Annotated in this window: 18 protein-coding genes; 5 read left to right on the top strand and 13 right to left on the bottom strand. The window is 41.8% G+C overall.

Translation table 11 applies throughout. The annotated features are described in order from the left end of the window. Positions 1-316 precede the first annotated feature (316 nt). Entirely contained in the window at positions 317-1,231 is a 915-nt protein-coding gene (pssA, locus tag ACT3QR_RS12935) for a CDP-diacylglycerol--serine O-phosphatidyltransferase (protein WP_444521739.1), read from the bottom strand. Positions 1,232-1,257: 26 nt separating this feature from the next. Then, on the bottom strand, positions 1,258-2,133 hold the full coding sequence (locus tag ACT3QR_RS12940; protein WP_444521740.1) for a 23S rRNA (adenine(2030)-N(6))-methyltransferase RlmJ: 876 nt from the start codon (positions 2,131-2,133) through the stop codon (positions 1,258-1,260). Between the two features lie 141 nt (positions 2,134-2,274). On the opposite strand from ACT3QR_RS12940, the gene ACT3QR_RS12945 reads away from it, so the two are divergent. Both ACT3QR_RS12945 and dapE read left to right on the top strand, forming a co-directional pair. Beyond that, positions 2,275-3,030 (top strand): 2OG-Fe(II) oxygenase, encoded by a 756-nt coding sequence (locus ACT3QR_RS12945; RefSeq protein WP_444521741.1) that lies wholly within the window; start codon positions 2,275-2,277, stop codon positions 3,028-3,030. 62 nt (positions 3,031-3,092) lie between these two features. After that, on the top strand, positions 3,093-4,310 hold the full coding sequence (dapE, locus tag ACT3QR_RS12950) for a succinyl-diaminopimelate desuccinylase (protein ID WP_444521742.1): 1,218 nt from the start codon (positions 3,093-3,095) through the stop codon (positions 4,308-4,310). A gap of 87 nt (positions 4,311-4,397) precedes the next feature. Here the strand turns inward: dapE and ACT3QR_RS12955 are convergent, their stop codons facing one another. The 6 genes from ACT3QR_RS12955 to ACT3QR_RS12980 all read right to left on the bottom strand — a co-directional run bounded on the left by ACT3QR_RS12955 (position 4,398) and on the right by ACT3QR_RS12980 (position 9,172). Beyond that, complete coding sequence (locus tag ACT3QR_RS12955) at positions 4,398-4,904, bottom strand: GyrI-like domain-containing protein (protein WP_444521743.1); 507 nt, start codon at positions 4,902-4,904, stop codon at positions 4,398-4,400. 63 nt (positions 4,905-4,967) lie between these two features. After that, entirely contained in the window at positions 4,968-5,177 is a 210-nt protein-coding gene (gene iscX / locus ACT3QR_RS12960) for a Fe-S cluster assembly protein IscX (RefSeq protein ID WP_011279849.1), read from the bottom strand. A 177-nt stretch (positions 5,178-5,354) separates the two neighbouring features. After that, positions 5,355-5,891, bottom strand: a complete 537-nt coding sequence (locus tag ACT3QR_RS12965; protein ID WP_444521744.1) for an acyl-CoA thioesterase — start codon at positions 5,889-5,891, stop codon at positions 5,355-5,357. Positions 5,892-6,170: 279 nt separating this feature from the next. Beyond that, positions 6,171-7,571, bottom strand: a complete 1,401-nt coding sequence (locus ACT3QR_RS12970) for an NAD(P)(+) transhydrogenase (Re/Si-specific) subunit beta (protein ID WP_444521745.1) — start codon at positions 7,569-7,571, stop codon at positions 6,171-6,173. Then, positions 7,568-7,948 (bottom strand): proton-translocating transhydrogenase family protein, encoded by a 381-nt coding sequence (locus ACT3QR_RS12975; protein WP_444521746.1) that lies wholly within the window; start codon positions 7,946-7,948, stop codon positions 7,568-7,570. Before ACT3QR_RS12975 ends, ACT3QR_RS12970 begins: the two co-directional genes overlap by 4 nt. Positions 7,949-8,020: 72 nt before the next feature. Further along, positions 8,021-9,172: a Re/Si-specific NAD(P)(+) transhydrogenase subunit alpha gene (locus tag ACT3QR_RS12980; protein ID WP_444521747.1), complete on the bottom strand. Its 1,152-nt coding sequence runs from the start codon at positions 9,170-9,172 to the stop codon at positions 8,021-8,023. Positions 9,173-9,678: 506 nt separating this feature from the next. Between ACT3QR_RS12980 and yaaA the strand changes: the two genes are divergently transcribed. Then, positions 9,679-10,491 (top strand): peroxide stress protein YaaA, encoded by an 813-nt coding sequence (yaaA, locus tag ACT3QR_RS12985; RefSeq protein ID WP_444521748.1) that lies wholly within the window; start codon positions 9,679-9,681, stop codon positions 10,489-10,491. A gap of 181 nt (positions 10,492-10,672) precedes the next feature. Here yaaA and ACT3QR_RS12990 read toward each other — a convergent pair whose 3' ends face one another. Next, a complete protein-coding gene (locus ACT3QR_RS12990; RefSeq protein WP_444521749.1) occupies positions 10,673-11,851 on the bottom strand; it encodes an aromatic amino acid transaminase in 1,179 nt (392 codons plus the stop codon). Between the two features lie 18 nt (positions 11,852-11,869). Further along, a complete protein-coding gene (locus ACT3QR_RS12995) occupies positions 11,870-12,787 on the bottom strand; it encodes a DMT family transporter (RefSeq protein WP_444521750.1) in 918 nt (305 codons plus the stop codon). A gap of 147 nt (positions 12,788-12,934) precedes the next feature. Between ACT3QR_RS12995 and ACT3QR_RS13000 the strand changes: the two genes are divergently transcribed. After that, entirely contained in the window at positions 12,935-13,390 is a 456-nt protein-coding gene (locus ACT3QR_RS13000; protein WP_444521751.1) for an Lrp/AsnC family transcriptional regulator, read from the top strand. A 303-nt stretch (positions 13,391-13,693) separates the two neighbouring features. On the opposite strand, the gene ACT3QR_RS13005 is transcribed toward ACT3QR_RS13000, so the two are convergent. The 3 genes from ACT3QR_RS13005 to groES all read right to left on the bottom strand — a co-directional run bounded on the left by ACT3QR_RS13005 (position 13,694) and on the right by groES (position 16,524). Next, a complete protein-coding gene (locus ACT3QR_RS13005) occupies positions 13,694-14,077 on the bottom strand; it encodes a hypothetical protein (protein WP_444521752.1) in 384 nt (127 codons plus the stop codon). A gap of 380 nt (positions 14,078-14,457) precedes the next feature. Next, positions 14,458-16,110 (bottom strand): chaperonin GroEL, encoded by a 1,653-nt coding sequence (gene groL / locus ACT3QR_RS13010; protein ID WP_444521753.1) that lies wholly within the window; start codon positions 16,108-16,110, stop codon positions 14,458-14,460. A 123-nt stretch (positions 16,111-16,233) separates the two neighbouring features. Continuing rightward, on the bottom strand, positions 16,234-16,524 hold the full coding sequence (gene groES, locus ACT3QR_RS13015; RefSeq protein WP_057758860.1) for a co-chaperone GroES: 291 nt from the start codon (positions 16,522-16,524) through the stop codon (positions 16,234-16,236). Between the two features lie 476 nt (positions 16,525-17,000). Between groES and ACT3QR_RS13020 the strand changes: the two genes are divergently transcribed. Beyond that, positions 17,001-17,783, top strand: a complete 783-nt coding sequence (locus ACT3QR_RS13020) for a DUF3108 domain-containing protein (protein WP_444521754.1) — start codon at positions 17,001-17,003, stop codon at positions 17,781-17,783. Positions 17,784-17,849: the final 66 nt, after the last annotated feature.

Here is a 17,849-nt window from a genome sequence, read left to right on the forward strand (position 1 = left end):
CTCTTTAAACTGTAAGTCAAGAAGTATTTTCTATTTAATTCAAATAATTTATATCATTCAAATTAACCATCTACTTCCCTTTCGACTGGGTGGCATTATACGGAGTTCTGAATAGAAAACAAGGAAAGTCTATAAATAACCTCAACTATTTTTTATCAGTTGCACCCTATTTCTCTAACCTATCATTATTAAACTTTAAATAGTGGCTTTTATATCTATATATTCAGCTTTTCATAATGGCTAATGTGCTACATCACGCACAAAAAAGGAACTTACCTGACGGTAAGTTCCTCTTTTTAAAATCTAAATACAGCGCTTAGCTTTTCACTTTCGTTTTAATCGTGGTCACAATACCTGATAACGCATAAATAATACCAATAGCTAGAATGCCAACAGGAATGTCATAAAGCACAATGCTCATGACCAGCACCCCAATGATAAGCACCACAAAAGGTACTTTCTTTTTGTCAAACTCTTTAAAGCTATAGTACTTGACATTGCTGACCATTAATAAACCGCAAGTCACAACCCAAGCTGCAAACAATAGCATGACAGCTGTATCGTATTGACCAATCCATTCATTATGATCGACTGCAACCATGACAGCAGATGTCACCAATATAGCAGCAAGTGGACTGGCTAAACCAACAAAGTACTTTTTATCAACGATGCCGACTTGAACGTTAAAACGTGCAAGACGAAAAGCGGCACAAGCAGTAAAGACAAATGCACAGCCAATACCGATACGACCCAACGGCTCTAATGCAAAGCTATAAATTAAGATGGCAGGTGCAACACCAAACGCTAGCATATCTGCTAAAGAATCGTATTGCTCACCAAATGGACTTTGCGCATTGAGCATCCGCGCGACACGACCATCTGCACCATCAAGAATACCAGATAAAAAGATAGCCAAAGCTGCTTTGTAGAACTCGCCTTGGGTACTCGCTAAAATCGAGTAAAAACCTGACAGTAGTGATAAGGTTGTAATCAAATTAGGTGCTAAATAGACACCGCGACTAACTACCCGTTTACCTTCGGCTACTTCAGCTTCAATCACCTCAAATGTCAAACCATCGTAACTATCGTTATCCGCTAGGCGGATATTAAACTCATGCTCATCAACAAACGGAGGCTGGGTTGCTGCATTGTCCTGCAACGAGCCATCGTTTAAAGATTCGTTGTTCAAAGGCGCATTATTCGGTTGGCCGATAGGTGGCTGAGTCGTCATCTTAATATCCTTATTGGCCGTTATTGCTATTCGCCGACGAGCCAGCGTACGTTGGTCGCACTATCAGGCGTCAAGTCTGGTGCATCATCAACTTTTAGTATTGGCTGCAAGAAACGTAATATCTCACGCGCACGGTTGTCAAACTGCCATGGCGGATTGATAATTAACATACCAGTACCGTTCAGACCTACTGCAATATCGTTAGGATAGATGTTTAACTCACAAACTAACTGACGTCTAATCTCAGTACGTTTCAGCTTTTTATAAAACAGCTCAACAGCTTCGATGTTTTTGATAGGAAACCAAAGCGCATAAGTACCTTGTGGCCATTTATTGTAAGACGCCACTAGCAAATCAATAAGACGTGTAAAGTCTTTATGCTCTTGCTCAAAAGGAGGATCCAACAGAATCAGACCACGTTTTTCTTTTGGTGGAATAACAGCGGTAATACCTTCAAAGGCATCACGATGATGAATACCAATTGGTAATTTATGTAGCTGATAGTTCAAGGCATCATATTCGCTAGCTTTTGCTTCAAAAGCTTCGCCGCGAACGCCAGCATCTGAATTTTTTTCGATATGATGGGCAATCCACCAAGGCGAACCAGGATAGACTTTATTATCATAAGTGAATTTGGCTTGCTTGATACCTTCCATATAATCTTTGATAGCAGCTGGAGCCTTTTCGGTATCTGCTTTTAGAATAGCTTGAATACCACCTTTGGCCTCACCTGTTTTGCGCGATTCTTCACTGCTTAGTGAATACAATCCACGGCCGCCATAAGCGTCAAGCACATAAAAAGGTTTGTTTTTTTGCCCCAATTGATTGAGCAGTTGTACCAATAAAATGTGTTTGACCACATCAGCAAAGTTACCAGCGTGGTAGGCGTGTTTATAGTTCATAATCTCAAAAGTTTAAATAAGAAAAATTGCATCTATGGTAGCATAGGCAGAGTAAAAGATAATGTGGTTTTAGTAAGTGCTTTCAATAAAAGCGCATTGAATGACGGTATATTGACAGCTGACTGAGAATAATGAGATAAAATGACGCAGATTATTAGCAATCTTAACAAAACAGCGTTGGTCGTTGATCATCCGATAGGTCAGGATAATCCACCACTACTATTGCCAAACGCTGACGATGTTAATCAAAAAGCGCCTACTCAGCACGTATTGCAGATGTCTGACTTTGCGGTGAACTGGGAAGATAAGCTGACAGATAAACAGCTCGATACCTTTGTCACTGACGGTTGGCTCATCATTGATGATGTATTCAATAGTACGGCATTATTAGCACTGCAAGCAGAGAGTGGTTTTATTGACTATCGTGATGCAGCGCTAACCGCTGGTGTTCGCATCAGTGGTATTCGCGGTGATAGAATACGCTGGATTACTGAAAACTTCTTTGCTGGTTATTTTTATCTACAAAGCATCAATACTTTGGCCTCACTATTTAATCGTAGTTTGTTCGCTGGTATTCGCCATAGTGAAGCACATTATGCGTGCTATCCGACTGGATTTGGCTATCAATGGCACAGTGACAATCCTGCTGGACGTGATGAACGCGTTATCTCAGCAGTTTTTTATCTCAATGATGACTGGGAAGCAACCGATGGCGGTGCGCTAGAGGTCGTTGATAAGCATGGTATCCATCACGAGGTTATGCCAGTTGCCAATAGACTGATTATTTTTGACAGCGACTTACGTCATCAAGTACAAACTGCATATCGCCAACGCTATTCTATCGCCACTTGGATGCGCCGTGATGGTCTTGTACCCTTTATCGAAATAGCCATTTAGCATTTATCCTCTACCACTCATTTATATTTACCATTTTAATTTATTATACAAAAGGCTTATTCATGTCTGACTCTCATAACCAATCAAGCGCATCTCAACAGACAACTCATCAGCAAGAAACCTTAGAGTTAAGTATTGCACTGTTGGAGCGCCCTTCAGTAACACCAGACGATGATGGTTGCCAAGACATCTTGTCAGAGCGCTTAGGTAACGCAGGGTTTGACTGTGAGTTTATGTATTTTGGTGATAGAGATCAAAGCGGTGAACATGCCGAAGTAAAAAACTTGTGGGCACGTCGCGGTACCACTAATCCTGTCATTTGTTTTGCTGGTCATACTGATGTCGTACCAACAGGGGACGAAAAAAACTGGACCTACCCTCCTTTCGCACCAACCATCGCTGATGGGTATTTATGGGCGCGCGGTGCCGCCGATATGAAAACGGGCATTGCCGCTTTTACTATCGCAGCCGAACGTTTTGTCGCCAACTATCCTGAACATAATGGTTCTATTGCCTTTTTGATCACTTCAGATGAAGAAGGCCCGTCAATCAATGGTACGGTCAAAGTCATCGAGACTTTAGAAGCGCGTCAAGAAAAAATCACCTATTGTCTCGTTGGCGAACCATCAAGTACCGATACGTTAGGCGATATCATCAAAAATGGTCGCCGTGGCTCACTCGGTGCTGAGCTTACCGTTACAGGTAAACAAGGCCATGTTGCCTATCCGCATCTGGCCTCTAATCCGATTCATGCAGCCATGTCTGCCCTGTCTGAACTGAATTCGACTGCATGGGACAACGGTAACGACTATTTCCCAGCCACGTCGTTGCAAATATCAAATATCAACGGTGGTACGGGCGCAACCAATGTTATTCCTGAAACGCTAAACGTTGTCTTTAACTTCCGTTTTTCAACTGAAACTACTGAAGATGAACTAAAGGCTAAAACACATGCTATCTTTGATAAGCACTTTGCCAACAGTAAAGCAAGCTACGATATTCATTGGAAATTATCTGGCCAGCCGTTTTTGACTCCTGAGGGAAAATTGGTTTCAGCATGTCAGAACGCCATCAAAAAAGTAACTGATATCGATACAACGCTATCAACTTCTGGTGGTACTTCTGATGGACGCTTTATCGCACCAACTGGCGCCCAAGTGGTCGAACTGGGTGTACGTAATGCAACAATTCATCAGGTCGATGAAAAAGTAGAAGTCGATGATTTAGGAAGGTTGGCGCAGATTTATGAAGGCATTTTAGAAAACTTACTTTTAGATTAATCATCATTGATAAAATTAAAAAAGCGCCAAGTCCGATAGCAGACTTGGCGCTTTTTATTGCTTTAATAGATTTATCTCATACTGGTTTTATTCTATACCAATATAAACATCGACTTGACCGTATTCTAAATTACCATCGATATAATGCTCAAAATCTACCTTAAAAGTACGGGTATGCTCGCAATCTGGCGTATTAAAATACTCCCAAGCACTTTCCCATGCATTCATCACAGTATTTGGCATGTGTCCTTCTTGAGAAAATACCAGATACTTTCCTGCAGGAATTTCAACCGTTACTAGGTTAGTGGCATTGGCCACACTGTCGCTACCTGACTGAGCGTCTTGTTGCTCGCTAGCTTTTTTCCAACTGGCTACAACGTCAAACGCCCCTGCTAGATCATCACTTTCGTAGTTGTGATAGACACCATAAATGTCTTCACCCTCAGCGAGTTCACCCGCATAATTTTGGTAAAATTTTTGCCATAATCTGCCGAGCTTGGCAGTGTCATGGCTGATCTCAGCGTTGTTAGTAGTACGAACGCTGATACCGCTACAAGCTATTGCTTCTGGCAGCTCTTTAATTTGTGATGTCATGATGCGGCCTTCTCTATCTTTTATTTATTTTCTATCTATGTTAATACTGGCAGACCTAAGCAATTAATCTGCTTCATCAATCCAATTCATTTGAATGGCTTCTAAGATACCTTCGTTTGAGCGTTGTGGATCATCATCAAAGCCTTCAAGCTCAGTGACCCAGCGATGCAAATCAGTAAAGCGAATGTACTGTGGGTCTGTCTCAGGGAATTTCTCATAAAGCTCAATCGCGATATCTAAGCTGTCTGTCCATTTTAATTTTTGTGGTGTCATAACGGTACCTTATTTTTAGTAGTGTTGAGAATCATCACTTTAAAAACGATGCTATCGTTTTAGAGGCTATCGTCCTAATACTGACGACTTATGGGCTCTATCCTACCAAAATTCAGCAAATGATTATAGCCAAGTTGTTTTACGATGCTGCTTTTCCATACTGTTTTGCGATATGGTTTAGGCTGATTTAATCGATTTTACAGCGACTTGATGCTCATTCCATGTGTTAATAGTGTCTGTTAACTGCTCGCCAATCATGTCTAATACTTCTGGTGTGCGCATACCTTTATTATCTGTAAAGACAAACTTGGTCATACCAACGCCCATCAACTGATTTTTTACAAAAAATCGATGCTCAAAATATACGTATTTATGATCCCATCCTGCGACCGCACTACTCAGTGTCATTTTATCCAAAAATTTAATTTGCTTAAGATAGATCATCTCCTGCATGGCAATCACCCAATTCAGCGGCTTAATGCCTTTCTGGTGGCAGCAAGCCTTTACCCAACGTGTCACGTTTAGCTCAATAAATGACAGATAACGATAATTGGGCAAGTGATCGCGAAATCCCATATCATGTGGCAAAATTCGATAATGACGGACGGTCGGCGCGGTTAATGTCTCTAAGCTAATTGTCTCGCTCGTCGGTTGATGCTTAAGCTGTTGTTTAAGTAAGCTGACCATAATAAAAAAACGCAGTAGCATGTTCATAAATCTTTCTCTTAGTTCATCGTATTTATAATTGGTGGTTGTCTATCGTTGATAGTAGTTCAAATTGTCTAACAAGCTAATCAGATGCAAACCGTATACTAAGTATATAAAGCACTGTTAATATTGTACTCATTAAAAGCTGACCGTAACTGGAAACAACCTCAGTCTATAGTCGGTTAATAAGTGCCGCCCACTTTAACGCAAAAAAGCCACCTGAGTGACTTTCTTTATTTGAAAACTTATCTGTAAATAATCATGGTTAAAAACATAGCTTAGAGATTAATGACCGCCGCCATTGATAGTACGTACCATCTCTTCGACCATTTTCTTTGCATCACCAAAGATCATCATCGTTTTGTCCATGTAGAACAAGCTGTTATCCAGACCTGCATAACCAGTACTCATTGAACGCTTGATGACCATGACCGTCTGGGCTTTGCTGACTTCTAGAATCGGCATACCAAAAATTGGTGAGGTAGGATCATCTTTCGCAGATGGATTCACAACATCATTTGCACCAATAACCAAGACCACATCCGTACTCGCGAAGTCTGAGTTGATCTCGTCCATTTCTAAAATATCATCATAAGGTACATCCGCTTCAGCCAGCAGGACGTTCATGTGCCCTGGCATACGACCCGCAACTGGGTGAATGGCAAAGCGAACATTGACACCTTCTTCTTTTAATAGCTCATACAACTCTTTTACTGCATTCTGTGCGCGGCCCTGCGCCATTCCATAACCTGGTACGATGACCACGTTACTGGCATTAGACATAAGGAACCCTGCGTCTTCTGCAGAACCTGCTTTATAGTTCTTTGGCGCACCATCATCTCCGCCTGCTGCCACGGCTGACGTACCCATACCACCAAACAAGACGTTAAGTAGTGAGCGGTTCATGGCTTTACACATGATATAAGACAAAATCGCACCTGATGAACCGACCAGCGAACCTGCGATAATCAGCATCGAGTTACCAAGGGTGAAACCAATACCTGCTGCTGCCCAACCTGAGAAAGAGTTCAATAGTGATACCACTACTGGCATATCACCACCACCGATTGGCGCAATCCACATCCAACCAAAGATAACCGCAATCACTGCCATCGCATAAAATGCTGGTAATGAATCAGTGACGAAATACACGCCGCCAAAACCAATCATCGCAATGAATAATAGCGCTTGAACAGGTTTTACCCAGCCGCCGACCAGTGTTTTAGCCCAGCTTTTCGCTGCCAGTTTACCAAAGGCAAAGACTGAAGCTGAGAAAGTAATCGCACCGATGAAGCAACCAATAAATAGCTCTACACGAGCAACGGCACCATGCTGCTGTTCAGTGTGCAATACCGTCGCCAGTGCAATCGCAACCGCTGCTAAACCAACAAACGAATGCATCAAAGCAACCGTTTCTGGCATCTGAGTCATGGCAACTGTTTTCGCTTTCCACATGCCAACAAGCGCACCCAAAATCATCGCACCGATGATCAACCAAAGCACAGGGCCTTCTGCTAGAAAGAAGGTCGTTACAACAGCAATTGCCATTGCTGCCATACCAAAGCGGTTACCACGAATCGCTGTCTTTGGGCTAGACAAACCACGTAACGTTAAGACAAAAAGGATAGCGCCGACTAGATAGAACCAATCTGCATTTGCCGCAATCATTGTTGATAAATCATTCATGCGTCACCTCCAACATCAGTGGTTGCTACTGGTGCTTTTTTTACTTTCGGTTTAAACATGGCAAGCATACGCTCAGTCACGGCAAAACCACCAAAAATATTAATACTGGCCAAAAATACCGCAAAGGCACCAAGTAAACTAGTCGGCGTAAACATTGAGCCATCAATATTGACGGTCTGTAGCATCGCACCCACGATGACGATACTTGACAAAGCATTGGTTACTGCCATCAATGGCGTGTGCAATGCAGGCGTAACGCCCCAAACCACGTAGTATCCAACAAAAACAGCGAGCACAAATACAGTGAAAATCGCTACAAATGGTGTGCTACTCATGGCTGCACCGGCTGGTGCTGCAGCTAAAATAGTGGCAATCATCTAATCCTCCTAAAAATTTATTCATTACTGGCAAATGTGTAGTGACAAAATATGTGGTAGTAAATAGTTAAACTAGCGTTTGGCTAGTCGTACCTGACTATCATGTGTCACTGCCAGTGCGCCCTGAATTTCGTCTTCCATGTCTAAGTTAAGTGCCAAGTTAGCTGAAGCGTCATCGCCAGCAGGTGCAATCAATGTCGTGATAAAATTAACAAGGTTGTTTGCATACAAGTCTGAAGACTGTGCTGCGAGCTGTGACGGAATATTGGCAGCACCGACGATACGTACACCGTTGTCTGTGGTGATGGTTTCGTTCGGCACACTGCCTTCAACGTTACCACCTGTACCTGCAGCCATATCAATTAATACAGATCCCGCCTTCATTTTGGCAAGCGTTGCGCCATGTACCAGACGCGGGGCATTACGACCAGGAATCTGCGCTGTAGTAATAACGATGTCAGCGTTGCTGAGCGCTTTATCTACGACAGCGGCTTGGTCTTTGACATATTGCTCTGATGGCGTCCACGCATAACCGCCGGTAGACTTGGCTGTTTCAGCCTCTTCTGCGCTCATCGGCACATCAAGCCATTTACCACCAAGTGATTCCACTTGCTCGCGAGCAGTCGGACGTAAGTCGCTGGCTTCTACCACTGCACCCAAACGCTTCGCCGTCGCAATCGCCTGCAAACCTGCAACACCAACGCCCAAGATAACGACCTTGGCTGGTTTGACTGTCCCTGCTGAGGTCATAAACATGGGGAAAGGACGCGAATACTCATTGGCCGCCAGCAATACGGCTTTATAACCAGCAAGGTTGGCTTGTGATGACAATACATCCATATTCTGTGCACGTGACAGTGTACGAGGCAATAATTCCATCGCAAATACAGTCGCGCCTTTGGCCGCATAAGTGTCAAGCTGAGTGTTGCGATACGGGTCGAGCATACCAATGACGATCTGACCAGACGACAAGCTTTGGGTAGCTTCAGCTGGTAGGTCATTGACGGTGGTAATAATCTTAGACTGGCTAATCACCTCGGTGCGACTACTTGCAATGTCGGCACCCGCAGCCTGATACAACGCATCAGCATAATATGCTGCCTGACCTGCACCTGACTGAATGACGACTTCAAACCCAAGTTTGCGCAACTTTTTGACTGCGTCTGGGGTTATGGCTACACGGCTCTCGCTCGTGATATCTGCACTGATTACACCGATTTTCATACCGTCTCCTTACTTACGTCCAATGACTATATTTACGTTTCACGACTACCTTTAATACCCTCAACGCACATCCTAAAAAGCACAGGGGACAAAACCCTTTGATCATGACTAATCCATTACAGCGACCAAAGGTTATCAATTTAATAAATGATAGATAGTTTTCCATCATGCCTTTTTATTATAGAGATATCATTCATCAAGTTTCATTGTCTAATGATGACGCGCAAGTAAAAGAAAAATTCATTGATTTGTGTCATATCTCAGTCTTTATTGTTATATTGAGAATTTTTATTTTTCAGAAATACGCAGCATTTTGTACAATCTACTCTATCGATATTTTCTATAACTCTTTAAATTTATACACATTCTAAGCATGATATAAAAAACCTAAAACAGTGATGAGTCAGTCAACTTCCTCCTACAACTACCGTATAATAGAGAGGAGAAACACTTTGATATCTCCATTGTTAATTTGGACTATTGACTCATTATAATAAGGAATAGCCATGTATTTTTTACTCTCCCCTGCCAAGTCTCTGAACGAAACAGACGCCATACCAGTAAACTTAGGCAACTACTATAGTCAGCCCGAGCTGATCGAACGCTCACAAGAACTGATGAAAGTACTAAAATCAAAAGAACCAGTTGACCTACAAGAGCTAATGAGAATATCTGATGATTTGGCTCAGCTTAATGCCACACGCAATCAACAATGGCGTTGGAGCAAAGAGCAACCGTTCACTAATGAGGCTTCCGATAATGCCGCCAAGCCTGCAGGTTACCTGTTCGATGGTGATGTCTATACTGGGCTCGATATGTATGATATGGACAAAGATACCGCTACTTATGTCAATGAGCATTTAGGAATTCTGTCAGGACTGTATGGTGTGCTTAAACCGTTAGATTTGATTCAGCCGTATCGCTTAGAGATGGGTACCAAGCTGAAAAACGAACGCGGTGACAACCTTTATGAATTTTGGGGTGAGGAAGTGACTAACGTTATCAATACACGGATGAATGATAACGATGACAAGGTATTGGTGAATCTGGCCTCAAACGAGTACTTTAAAGCGGTAAAGAAAAAAGCATTGAATGCTGATATTATCACCCCACGATTTGAAGACGAAAAAAATGGGCAATATAAAGTGATTAGCTTTTACGCCAAAAAGGCACGTGGTTTGATGGTCAAGTATGCAGCTGATAATAAGTTGACTCTTGCTGAGCAGCTAAAGCAGTTTGATTTGGCGGGATATTATTATTGTGAGGACGCTTCTGATGATAAGACGTGGACATTTAGACGTGATGCGGTGAATCAGTAATTTGATATAAAAATATATTTACTATAGTCGCTAGAAGTCATTCAAAACTTGGTATTCAGTGCTTCTAGCCTATTTATCGAATATTTTTCACTCAACATACCAATACATCACAATAGTCCCACTCTTCTTACTGTTGCGACTAATGGTTGAAACCATTGCACTGAGCCATAAAAGTTATTCTCTAACGTGAAACAATCGACATGATAGCATCAGCCAGTTGAGGAATTTCTGTCATTTTCAAACCGGCAATATTGATTCTGCCATTTGGCATGCCGTAAATCGCGAACTCATCTTGCAATACGAGCATTTGATTTTCGGTTAGCGGTAATAGAGAAAACATACCTTTTTGGTGCGAGATGTCCAAAAATTCTGCAGGTGCACCTCTATCCTTTAAAGCTGTGCCTAATGCTTGGCGAATAGTATCTACCCTATCACGGTAGCTTGCCAGCTCTACTAGCCAAGCGTCTGGGTTGTCTAGCAAATAAGACGCAACTGCGGCACCGTGATTGGGCGGCATGGAGTAATTGGCGCGTGTAATGGTTTCTAAGAGTGTCTGTATATCTGCGTGTTGCTCATGGTTCGTCGTTACCACCGTGGCGATACCCGTCCGCTCGTTGTACAGTCCCATATTCTTTGAACAGCTGGCGGCGATAAATGCAAACTCAGCATCTTCGATCATTAAACGAAGCCCTGCAGCATCGCTATCAGGCTCATCTCCAAAACCTTGATAGGCCATATCAATAAACGGAACAATATTTTTTTGTTTACACTTATCAGAGAACAGCTGCCACTGCTCTAAAGAAGGATCTATACCGGTAGGGTTGTGGCAGCACGCATGCAATAACAGCACGTCTCCCTCTTTAGCTTTTTCCAGCGCGGCAAAGCACGCATCAATATCTAATTGTCCATTTTTATTTTGCCATGGATACGTATCAACCGTTAACCCAGCACCTTCCATCAGCGGACGATGATTGATATAACCAGGGTTACTGATCCAAACGGTCGAGTTTGGAGAGAGCGTGGCGACCAAATCAGCAATGAGTCGTAACGCACCTGATGCCCCCACCGTTTGAATCGTGCATAGGTTCTTTAGACTTGGACTCTCACCCAGTACAAATTTTGCCATTTGTTGATTAAAATTAGCGTTACCCGATAGCATGCCATAAGCCTTTGAATGAGCTTCATGAGCAAGATGTATTTCTGCGTCTTGCACTGTTTTCATCACGGGCGTATTGCCATGCTCGTCTCGATAAACACCAACCAATAAATCTATTTTATGTTTACGCTGGTCAGCGCGAAACCTACCTAACAATGCCCATAGTGGATCACCATTGATAACAGGCATATTGTTTAGCATCATGATACTTCCTTAATTAATTTATTTTGCTCGATTAGACCAGATGACGCCAATAGTACTGAGTATGATACCGCATATCATGATAACTGATAGGGACTCATTGAGTATCAGCGCAGCGAGTATGGCAGTGAGTCCTGGGGACAAAGAGCCAAGTAATAAGGTACGAATGGAGCCCAATTGTTTGACAGCATAAGAAAATGCAATGGTTGATACCACCCCTACACCAAGGCCTTGTACTAGGATAAATGGAAGTGCGTCATCAAAAGATACAGACCCTATATTCGTCTCTACCATACCAGACAGAACCATCATCAATGTCAGAGAAAAAGAGGTATAAGAAAGCACGATAGCGATGACTATTGGACTCAACTTGGTGCTTTTTAATCCCAAGGTATAACCCGCCCAAATCAGGCTTGCTATCAACAATAACCCCACACCATACAGAAGGCTATTGGGTACTGCCTGTGCACGTCCGCCAATCATAGTAGCGATACCAAAAAGAATAAGGACTAATGCGGCAAACTTCCTTAATGATATTCGCTGACGATAAAAAATAAAGGACAATAATGCGGCAAAGAAGACTGGTGTCCCTGTCAAAATAGTGCCAACGTAAGCTGCTGGCACCGTACTGGCACCAAAAGCAGCCAACAAAAGAAAAGGCACACCACCAAGTAAAATAAACATGATATCTGGCAGTCTTATGCTTTTGATTTCATTCAAACTAGAGAGTATCCAAGGAGTCAATAAGACTAGCGGTACACTAAAGCGAATGAGCATGACATCCGCAATGCTTAACGACGACGCCCCAACCGCTCGGACAGTCAACGCAAATCCTGACCAAATTAATAATACGACGCTCATAGCCACATAGCCTTTGGTTAGTGGCGACATAATAAACAAAGGATTTTTGCGTGATGAGGGGTGAAATATCGTATTCATAGTCATGTCTTATGCTGGTATACAAAGACCAATTATCGATTAAAATACGCGCTTTTATCTCTATTTATTCATTGCAATTTTGCAAATATTTGGTGGATAATGCTAATTAAATCAAAATTATTGACTTAAAAAGCCAAAAGGTAAATTATGGACAAAATTGATCGCCATATCTTGGAAGTGCTCCAGAGAGAAGCGCGCTTATCTACGGCGGAGCTGTCCGAACGCATAGGGCTGTCACCGTCTCCTTGCGCACGACGCCTAAAACGTCTAGAAGACGAAGGTTATATAGAGAACTATCAGGCGAACATAAGTAAAGCCAAAGCGGGCATTATGATGAGTTTTTTTGTGGAGGTCAGTCTCAACAATCACCAAGAAGACTCTATTGCAGCTTTCGAACAAGCCTTATCCAATATAGACGAGGTCATTAACGGACATGTGGTATCGGGTTCTTATGATTATTTGTTGGAAGTGGTAAGCCCCAATCTCGATGGTTATGAGCGATTCACACGTAAGCTAAATAAGCTTGCTAGTGTAAAAGACATACATACCCATCTATCGGTGAGAAAGGTAATCAATAAGACAACTTTACCTATTTTTGTGTAAGGTTCTTTTATATTGATTAGGAAGACAATATCTTGCTCAATAATTAGCGAGTAGCAAGACTATGATGAGTTCGTTTGAATTTGACAGAATATTGCTATTATCAAGAAGTGTATGATGATAAGACTTAGGTTTTTAGACGGGATAGTGTAGACCAATAGTAGACCAATAATAGAATTTTGACTTAATTTAAATTGATACCATAGATTTTTTATTCATTACAGAGTTAAAGCCGGCGTAAGCAAACCTACGGCGGCGTAATAACTGTCAGTTAAATAGTGCTATGGTATTTTCTAGCTGCAGTACTTAAGGCGTGATATCCACTTCAAGATCTATCCTAAGTGGTCTTTTCAAATAAATTTTTAATGTGATTTTTATACTAATAGAAGCCGCTTCTGGTGGTTCGTTTTCTAAAGCGCCGTCAACGATGTGAGCGATTTTCATTGCTTCTACTTCCTTAAGCTCAAAACCATTTTCCTTAGCACCTTTCATAATTTGTTCATAAATCTCTTTCTCACCTATATTACGCTCTTTATTATCAAATGATAATTGCATAACTTTAGACTGAGCAACGCTAGACATCTCCATTGGCTTTTGGGTTTTGAATCTATCTACGCTAGGATCAGCTGAACTACTAGCAGAAGCTAACACTAAGGCTGATGCTACCATTGCAATCGATAAAATCTTCATTGTGAATTCCTTTTGAGTTGATTTATTACTTCTGAACCAAAGCGCCATCAGCGAATATATTCGCTCTATCAACTATATCCTAATAAATTATTAATTGAAAATTTAAATTAATATTAGTAATACTAATATTATTAAGTGATGGATAATTTTACTCAGTTATCCTTATTTTGGTTTTCTGTACAATGCGAATTATTGCCTTAAAACAAACACAAAAAAGCCCTGCTATCTTTCGATAACAGAGCTTTTAATAGTCAAATAGACTTTATGATAAAATCATACTTTTAGCAAAAGCGATTTGACGAGGAAGATAAGCAAAAATCGTACTTATTGTACATTGAGCGTATCTAACTCAGATAAACCACTTTGTAGCAGAAGTAAAATTACATCATGCCGCCCATTCCACCCATACCGCCCATTCCACCAGCACCGCCGCCCATAGCAGCCATGCCGTCATCACTTTGTGGTAGATCAGTGATCATCACTTCAGTCGTTAGCATTAGGCCTGCAACAGATGCTGCATTCTCTAGTGCTGAGCGTGATACTTTAGCTGGATCAAGGATACCCATCTCTAGCATGTCACCGTACTCACCAGTTGCCGCGTTGTAACCATAGTTACCGCTGCCATTTTTCACTTCGTTCACTACAACTGATGCTTCTTCACCAGCATTGGTCACGATTTGGCGCAATGGCGCTTCCATCGCACGACGAAGGATATTCATACCTGCGTTTTGATCGTCATTCTCACCTTGAAGTTCAGACAATGCGCTGATCGCACGTACCAAGGCAACACCGCCACCAGGTACAACACCTTCTTCAACTGCTGCACGAGTTGCATGTAGCGCATCGTCAACACGGTCTTTCTTCTCTTTCATTTCTGTTTCGGTTGCTGCGCCGACTTTGATCACTGCTACGCCGCCTGCTAGTTTAGCAACACGTTCTTGTAGCTTTTCTTTGTCGTAATCAGAAGTAGATTCAGCGATCTGACGATTAATAGACTCAACACGGTTTTCGATGTCAGCTTTGTTGCCAGCGCCATCAACGATCACGGTGTTTTCTTTACCGACAGTGACTTTCTTAGCGGTACCAAGTTGCTCTAGAGTAGCAGTCTCTAAGCTTAGGCCAATTTCTTCAGAAATTACTGTACCGCCAGTTAGAGTCGCGATATCTTCTAACATTGCTTTGCGACGATCGCCGAAACCTGGTGCTTTAACAGCACAAGTTTTCAAGCCGCCACGCATGTTGTTTACAACTAATGTTGCCAATGCTTCATTTTCTACATCTTCAGCAATGATTAGCAATGGCTTGCTTTGCTGCATGACTTGCTCAAGTAATGGCACGATTTCGCGGATGTTGCTGATTTTTTTGTCAACCAATAAGATATATGGGTTTTCAAATTCAGCCGTTAGGCTGTCTTGCTTGTTTGCGAAGTATGGGCTGATATAACCACGGTCAAACTGCATACCTTCTACAACTTCTAGGGTATCTTCAAAGCTTGAACCTTCTTCAACAGTGATAACGCCCTGCTTACCAACTTTTTCCATCGCTTGCGAGATCAGCTCACCGATTTTGGTGTCTGAGTTTGCAGAGATAGAACCAACTTGAGCGATTGCTTTGTGATCGTCAGCTGGCGTTGATAGATTGTGGATTTCTTTAACTGCCTCGCGTACCGCTTTGTCGATACCACGTTTAAGATCCATTGGGTTCATGCCAGCAGCAACTGACTTCATGCCTTCTTGCAAGATAGACTGAGCCAATACAGTCGCAGTAGTTGTACCATCACCAGCAACATCATTAGTGCGACTCGCTACTTCACGTACTAGCTGAGCGCCCATGTTTTCAAATTTGTTTTCTAGCTCGATTTCTTTGGCAACTGAAACACCATCTTTAGTGATGGTAGGTGCGCCAAATGATTTGTCGATAACTACGTTGCGACCTTTAGGACCTAATGTTACACGTACTGCGTTCGCTAGAACGTTTACGCCGTCCATCATTTGTTTACGGGCATCAATGCCGAATTTTACGTCTTTTGCCATGTTAAATTACTCCACTATTATAAGTATGAGAATACAATTGATTGATTTGATATTTGCTTATCAAAAGCGGTTATCAGAAACTGTGATTAAAATATGCTGAGTATAAAATAATACTCACAAGGACTAGCCTTCTAGCACACCCAATACATCAGACTCTTTCATAATCAATAATTCTTCACCGTCGACCTTGACGGTTTGACCAGCATATTGACCGAACAACACTTTGTCGCCAGCTTTTACATCTAACGCACGAGTTTCACCGTTATCACGAACTTGACCATTACCAACAGCAAGCACTTCACCTTGTGAAGGTTTTTCTTGCGCTGAACCAGGAAGCAAGATACCACCAGCAGTCTTTGTTTCTTCTTCTATGCGGCGGACGACAATACGGTCATGTAAAGGACGAATGTTCATCGATATGACTCCAAAAGTTGATTAATAAAATTAAGGGTTTATTTGAATTAATGTCTCAACACCAGTATCTATAGGGAACACTGCCAAAAACAATGTTTTGTAGATAAGCCTTGAGCTTGTATCAAAAAGTGGGGGCAAGATGAGTTTGGTTCAAGTGTAAAGCCTAAAAATTTACAAGATTATTTTGCAAAAATTTATCGATTAACACTCCATATCAATGAATAACGCTTATTAAGGTCGAGAGACTAATCGAACACAGGATAAGAAATAGCGATATTCAAAATTATCATCTATCTAAGCCTATATTTTGATTAATACGAAATTGGCTATAGAAACATTTGCTACACGCACTACACGAAGCGGTATAACACCACGCTTGAAAATGTAACAGCGTATGACCATTATAAGTCTGGTAAACATAATAAGAACGAACGAAAAAGTTGCTATGTTGGCAATAAATTAATGAAGGGGTATCTATGAGTTTTTCATCAATGCACAAAAAACTATCAAACGGCAATGCTAATAAGTCAGCTAATAACGCAAAACGTAGTCCATCTAAATTTTTATCTGCCTTAGTAACAGGCATTAGTATCTCTACTGTTGGAGCTTTAGGTATGACCGCACCTACCCTTGCTAGCGCAAAAACTATTCAACCATCAACTGCGAATTATAGCTTTACCGTTGAAGACAAATACAAAGGCACAGCAACCCGTACGCTAAGCAAATCTGGCAATACGTGGAAATATAACGTCAAGGCTCGCGTTGCTGGTGTGGCTAGCGCTTCGCAAAACAGTACCTTTACGATTAATGGCAACAATGTCAGTCCAACGCAAGCTAGCACCACTTATAAATTACTCGGCATGGGTCGCACACATAAACTAGACTTCAATCCGAGCAGCAAAAAAGTTACCAGTAACTACAAGGGCAAGTCGACGACTATGAACATGTCGCAACAAGCCTTTGATGATTTGAGCCTTGAGGTACAGATTCGTCAGGATTTATTAAACGGTAAATTCTCTGGTAACTATTACATGGCGAAAAAAGACAAAATTGAGAAGACACCATTTAAAAAATCAGGCAACACTAAAGTTACCGTACCAGCGGGTACATTTGATACGGTTCGTGTTGACCGCATCCACGATGACAATAGCCGCTCTACCAGCTTTTGGTTAGCACCAAGCTTAGACTACCTACCCGTTAAAGTTAGCCAAATTAACGATGGTAAGAAAATGGATTTAGAATTGACTAAAGCCAACTAATCCATTTATTTTTAAAGTGATAAATAAAAAAAGCGGCGCTCTATTCGGAGCGCCGCTTTTTTATGG

The sequence above is a fragment of the Psychrobacter sp. AOP7-B1-25 genome (assembly GCF_052376195.1).
Classification (GTDB): Bacteria; Pseudomonadota; Gammaproteobacteria; order Pseudomonadales; family Moraxellaceae; genus Psychrobacter.

Coding starts and splice junctions, on each gene's coding strand:
- pssA (WP_444521739.1), bottom strand. CDS start 1,231: ATGACGACTCAGCCACCTATCGGCCAACCGAATAATGCGCCTTTGAAC.
- ACT3QR_RS12940 (WP_444521740.1), bottom strand. CDS start 2,133: ATGAACTATAAACACGCCTACCACGCTGGTAACTTTGCTGATGTGGTC.
- ACT3QR_RS12945 (WP_444521741.1), top strand. CDS start 2,275: ATGACGCAGATTATTAGCAATCTTAACAAAACAGCGTTGGTCGTTGAT.
- dapE (WP_444521742.1), top strand. CDS start 3,093: ATGTCTGACTCTCATAACCAATCAAGCGCATCTCAACAGACAACTCAT.
- ACT3QR_RS12955 (WP_444521743.1), bottom strand. CDS start 4,904: ATGACATCACAAATTAAAGAGCTGCCAGAAGCAATAGCTTGTAGCGGT.
- iscX (WP_011279849.1), bottom strand. CDS start 5,177: ATGACACCACAAAAATTAAAATGGACAGACAGCTTAGATATCGCGATT.
- ACT3QR_RS12965 (WP_444521744.1), bottom strand. CDS start 5,891: ATGAACATGCTACTGCGTTTTTTTATTATGGTCAGCTTACTTAAACAA.
- ACT3QR_RS12970 (WP_444521745.1), bottom strand. CDS start 7,571: ATGAATGATTTATCAACAATGATTGCGGCAAATGCAGATTGGTTCTAT.
- ACT3QR_RS12975 (WP_444521746.1), bottom strand. CDS start 7,948: ATGATTGCCACTATTTTAGCTGCAGCACCAGCCGGTGCAGCCATGAGT.
- ACT3QR_RS12980 (WP_444521747.1), bottom strand. CDS start 9,172: ATGAAAATCGGTGTAATCAGTGCAGATATCACGAGCGAGAGCCGTGTA.
- yaaA (WP_444521748.1), top strand. CDS start 9,679: ATGTATTTTTTACTCTCCCCTGCCAAGTCTCTGAACGAAACAGACGCC.
- ACT3QR_RS12990 (WP_444521749.1), bottom strand. CDS start 11,851: ATGATGCTAAACAATATGCCTGTTATCAATGGTGATCCACTATGGGCA.
- ACT3QR_RS12995 (WP_444521750.1), bottom strand. CDS start 12,787: ATGAATACGATATTTCACCCCTCATCACGCAAAAATCCTTTGTTTATT.
- ACT3QR_RS13000 (WP_444521751.1), top strand. CDS start 12,935: ATGGACAAAATTGATCGCCATATCTTGGAAGTGCTCCAGAGAGAAGCG.
- ACT3QR_RS13005 (WP_444521752.1), bottom strand. CDS start 14,077: ATGAAGATTTTATCGATTGCAATGGTAGCATCAGCCTTAGTGTTAGCT.
- groL (WP_444521753.1), bottom strand. CDS start 16,110: ATGGCAAAAGACGTAAAATTCGGCATTGATGCCCGTAAACAAATGATG.
- groES (WP_057758860.1), bottom strand. CDS start 16,524: ATGAACATTCGTCCTTTACATGACCGTATTGTCGTCCGCCGCATAGAA.
- ACT3QR_RS13020 (WP_444521754.1), top strand. CDS start 17,001: ATGAGTTTTTCATCAATGCACAAAAAACTATCAAACGGCAATGCTAAT.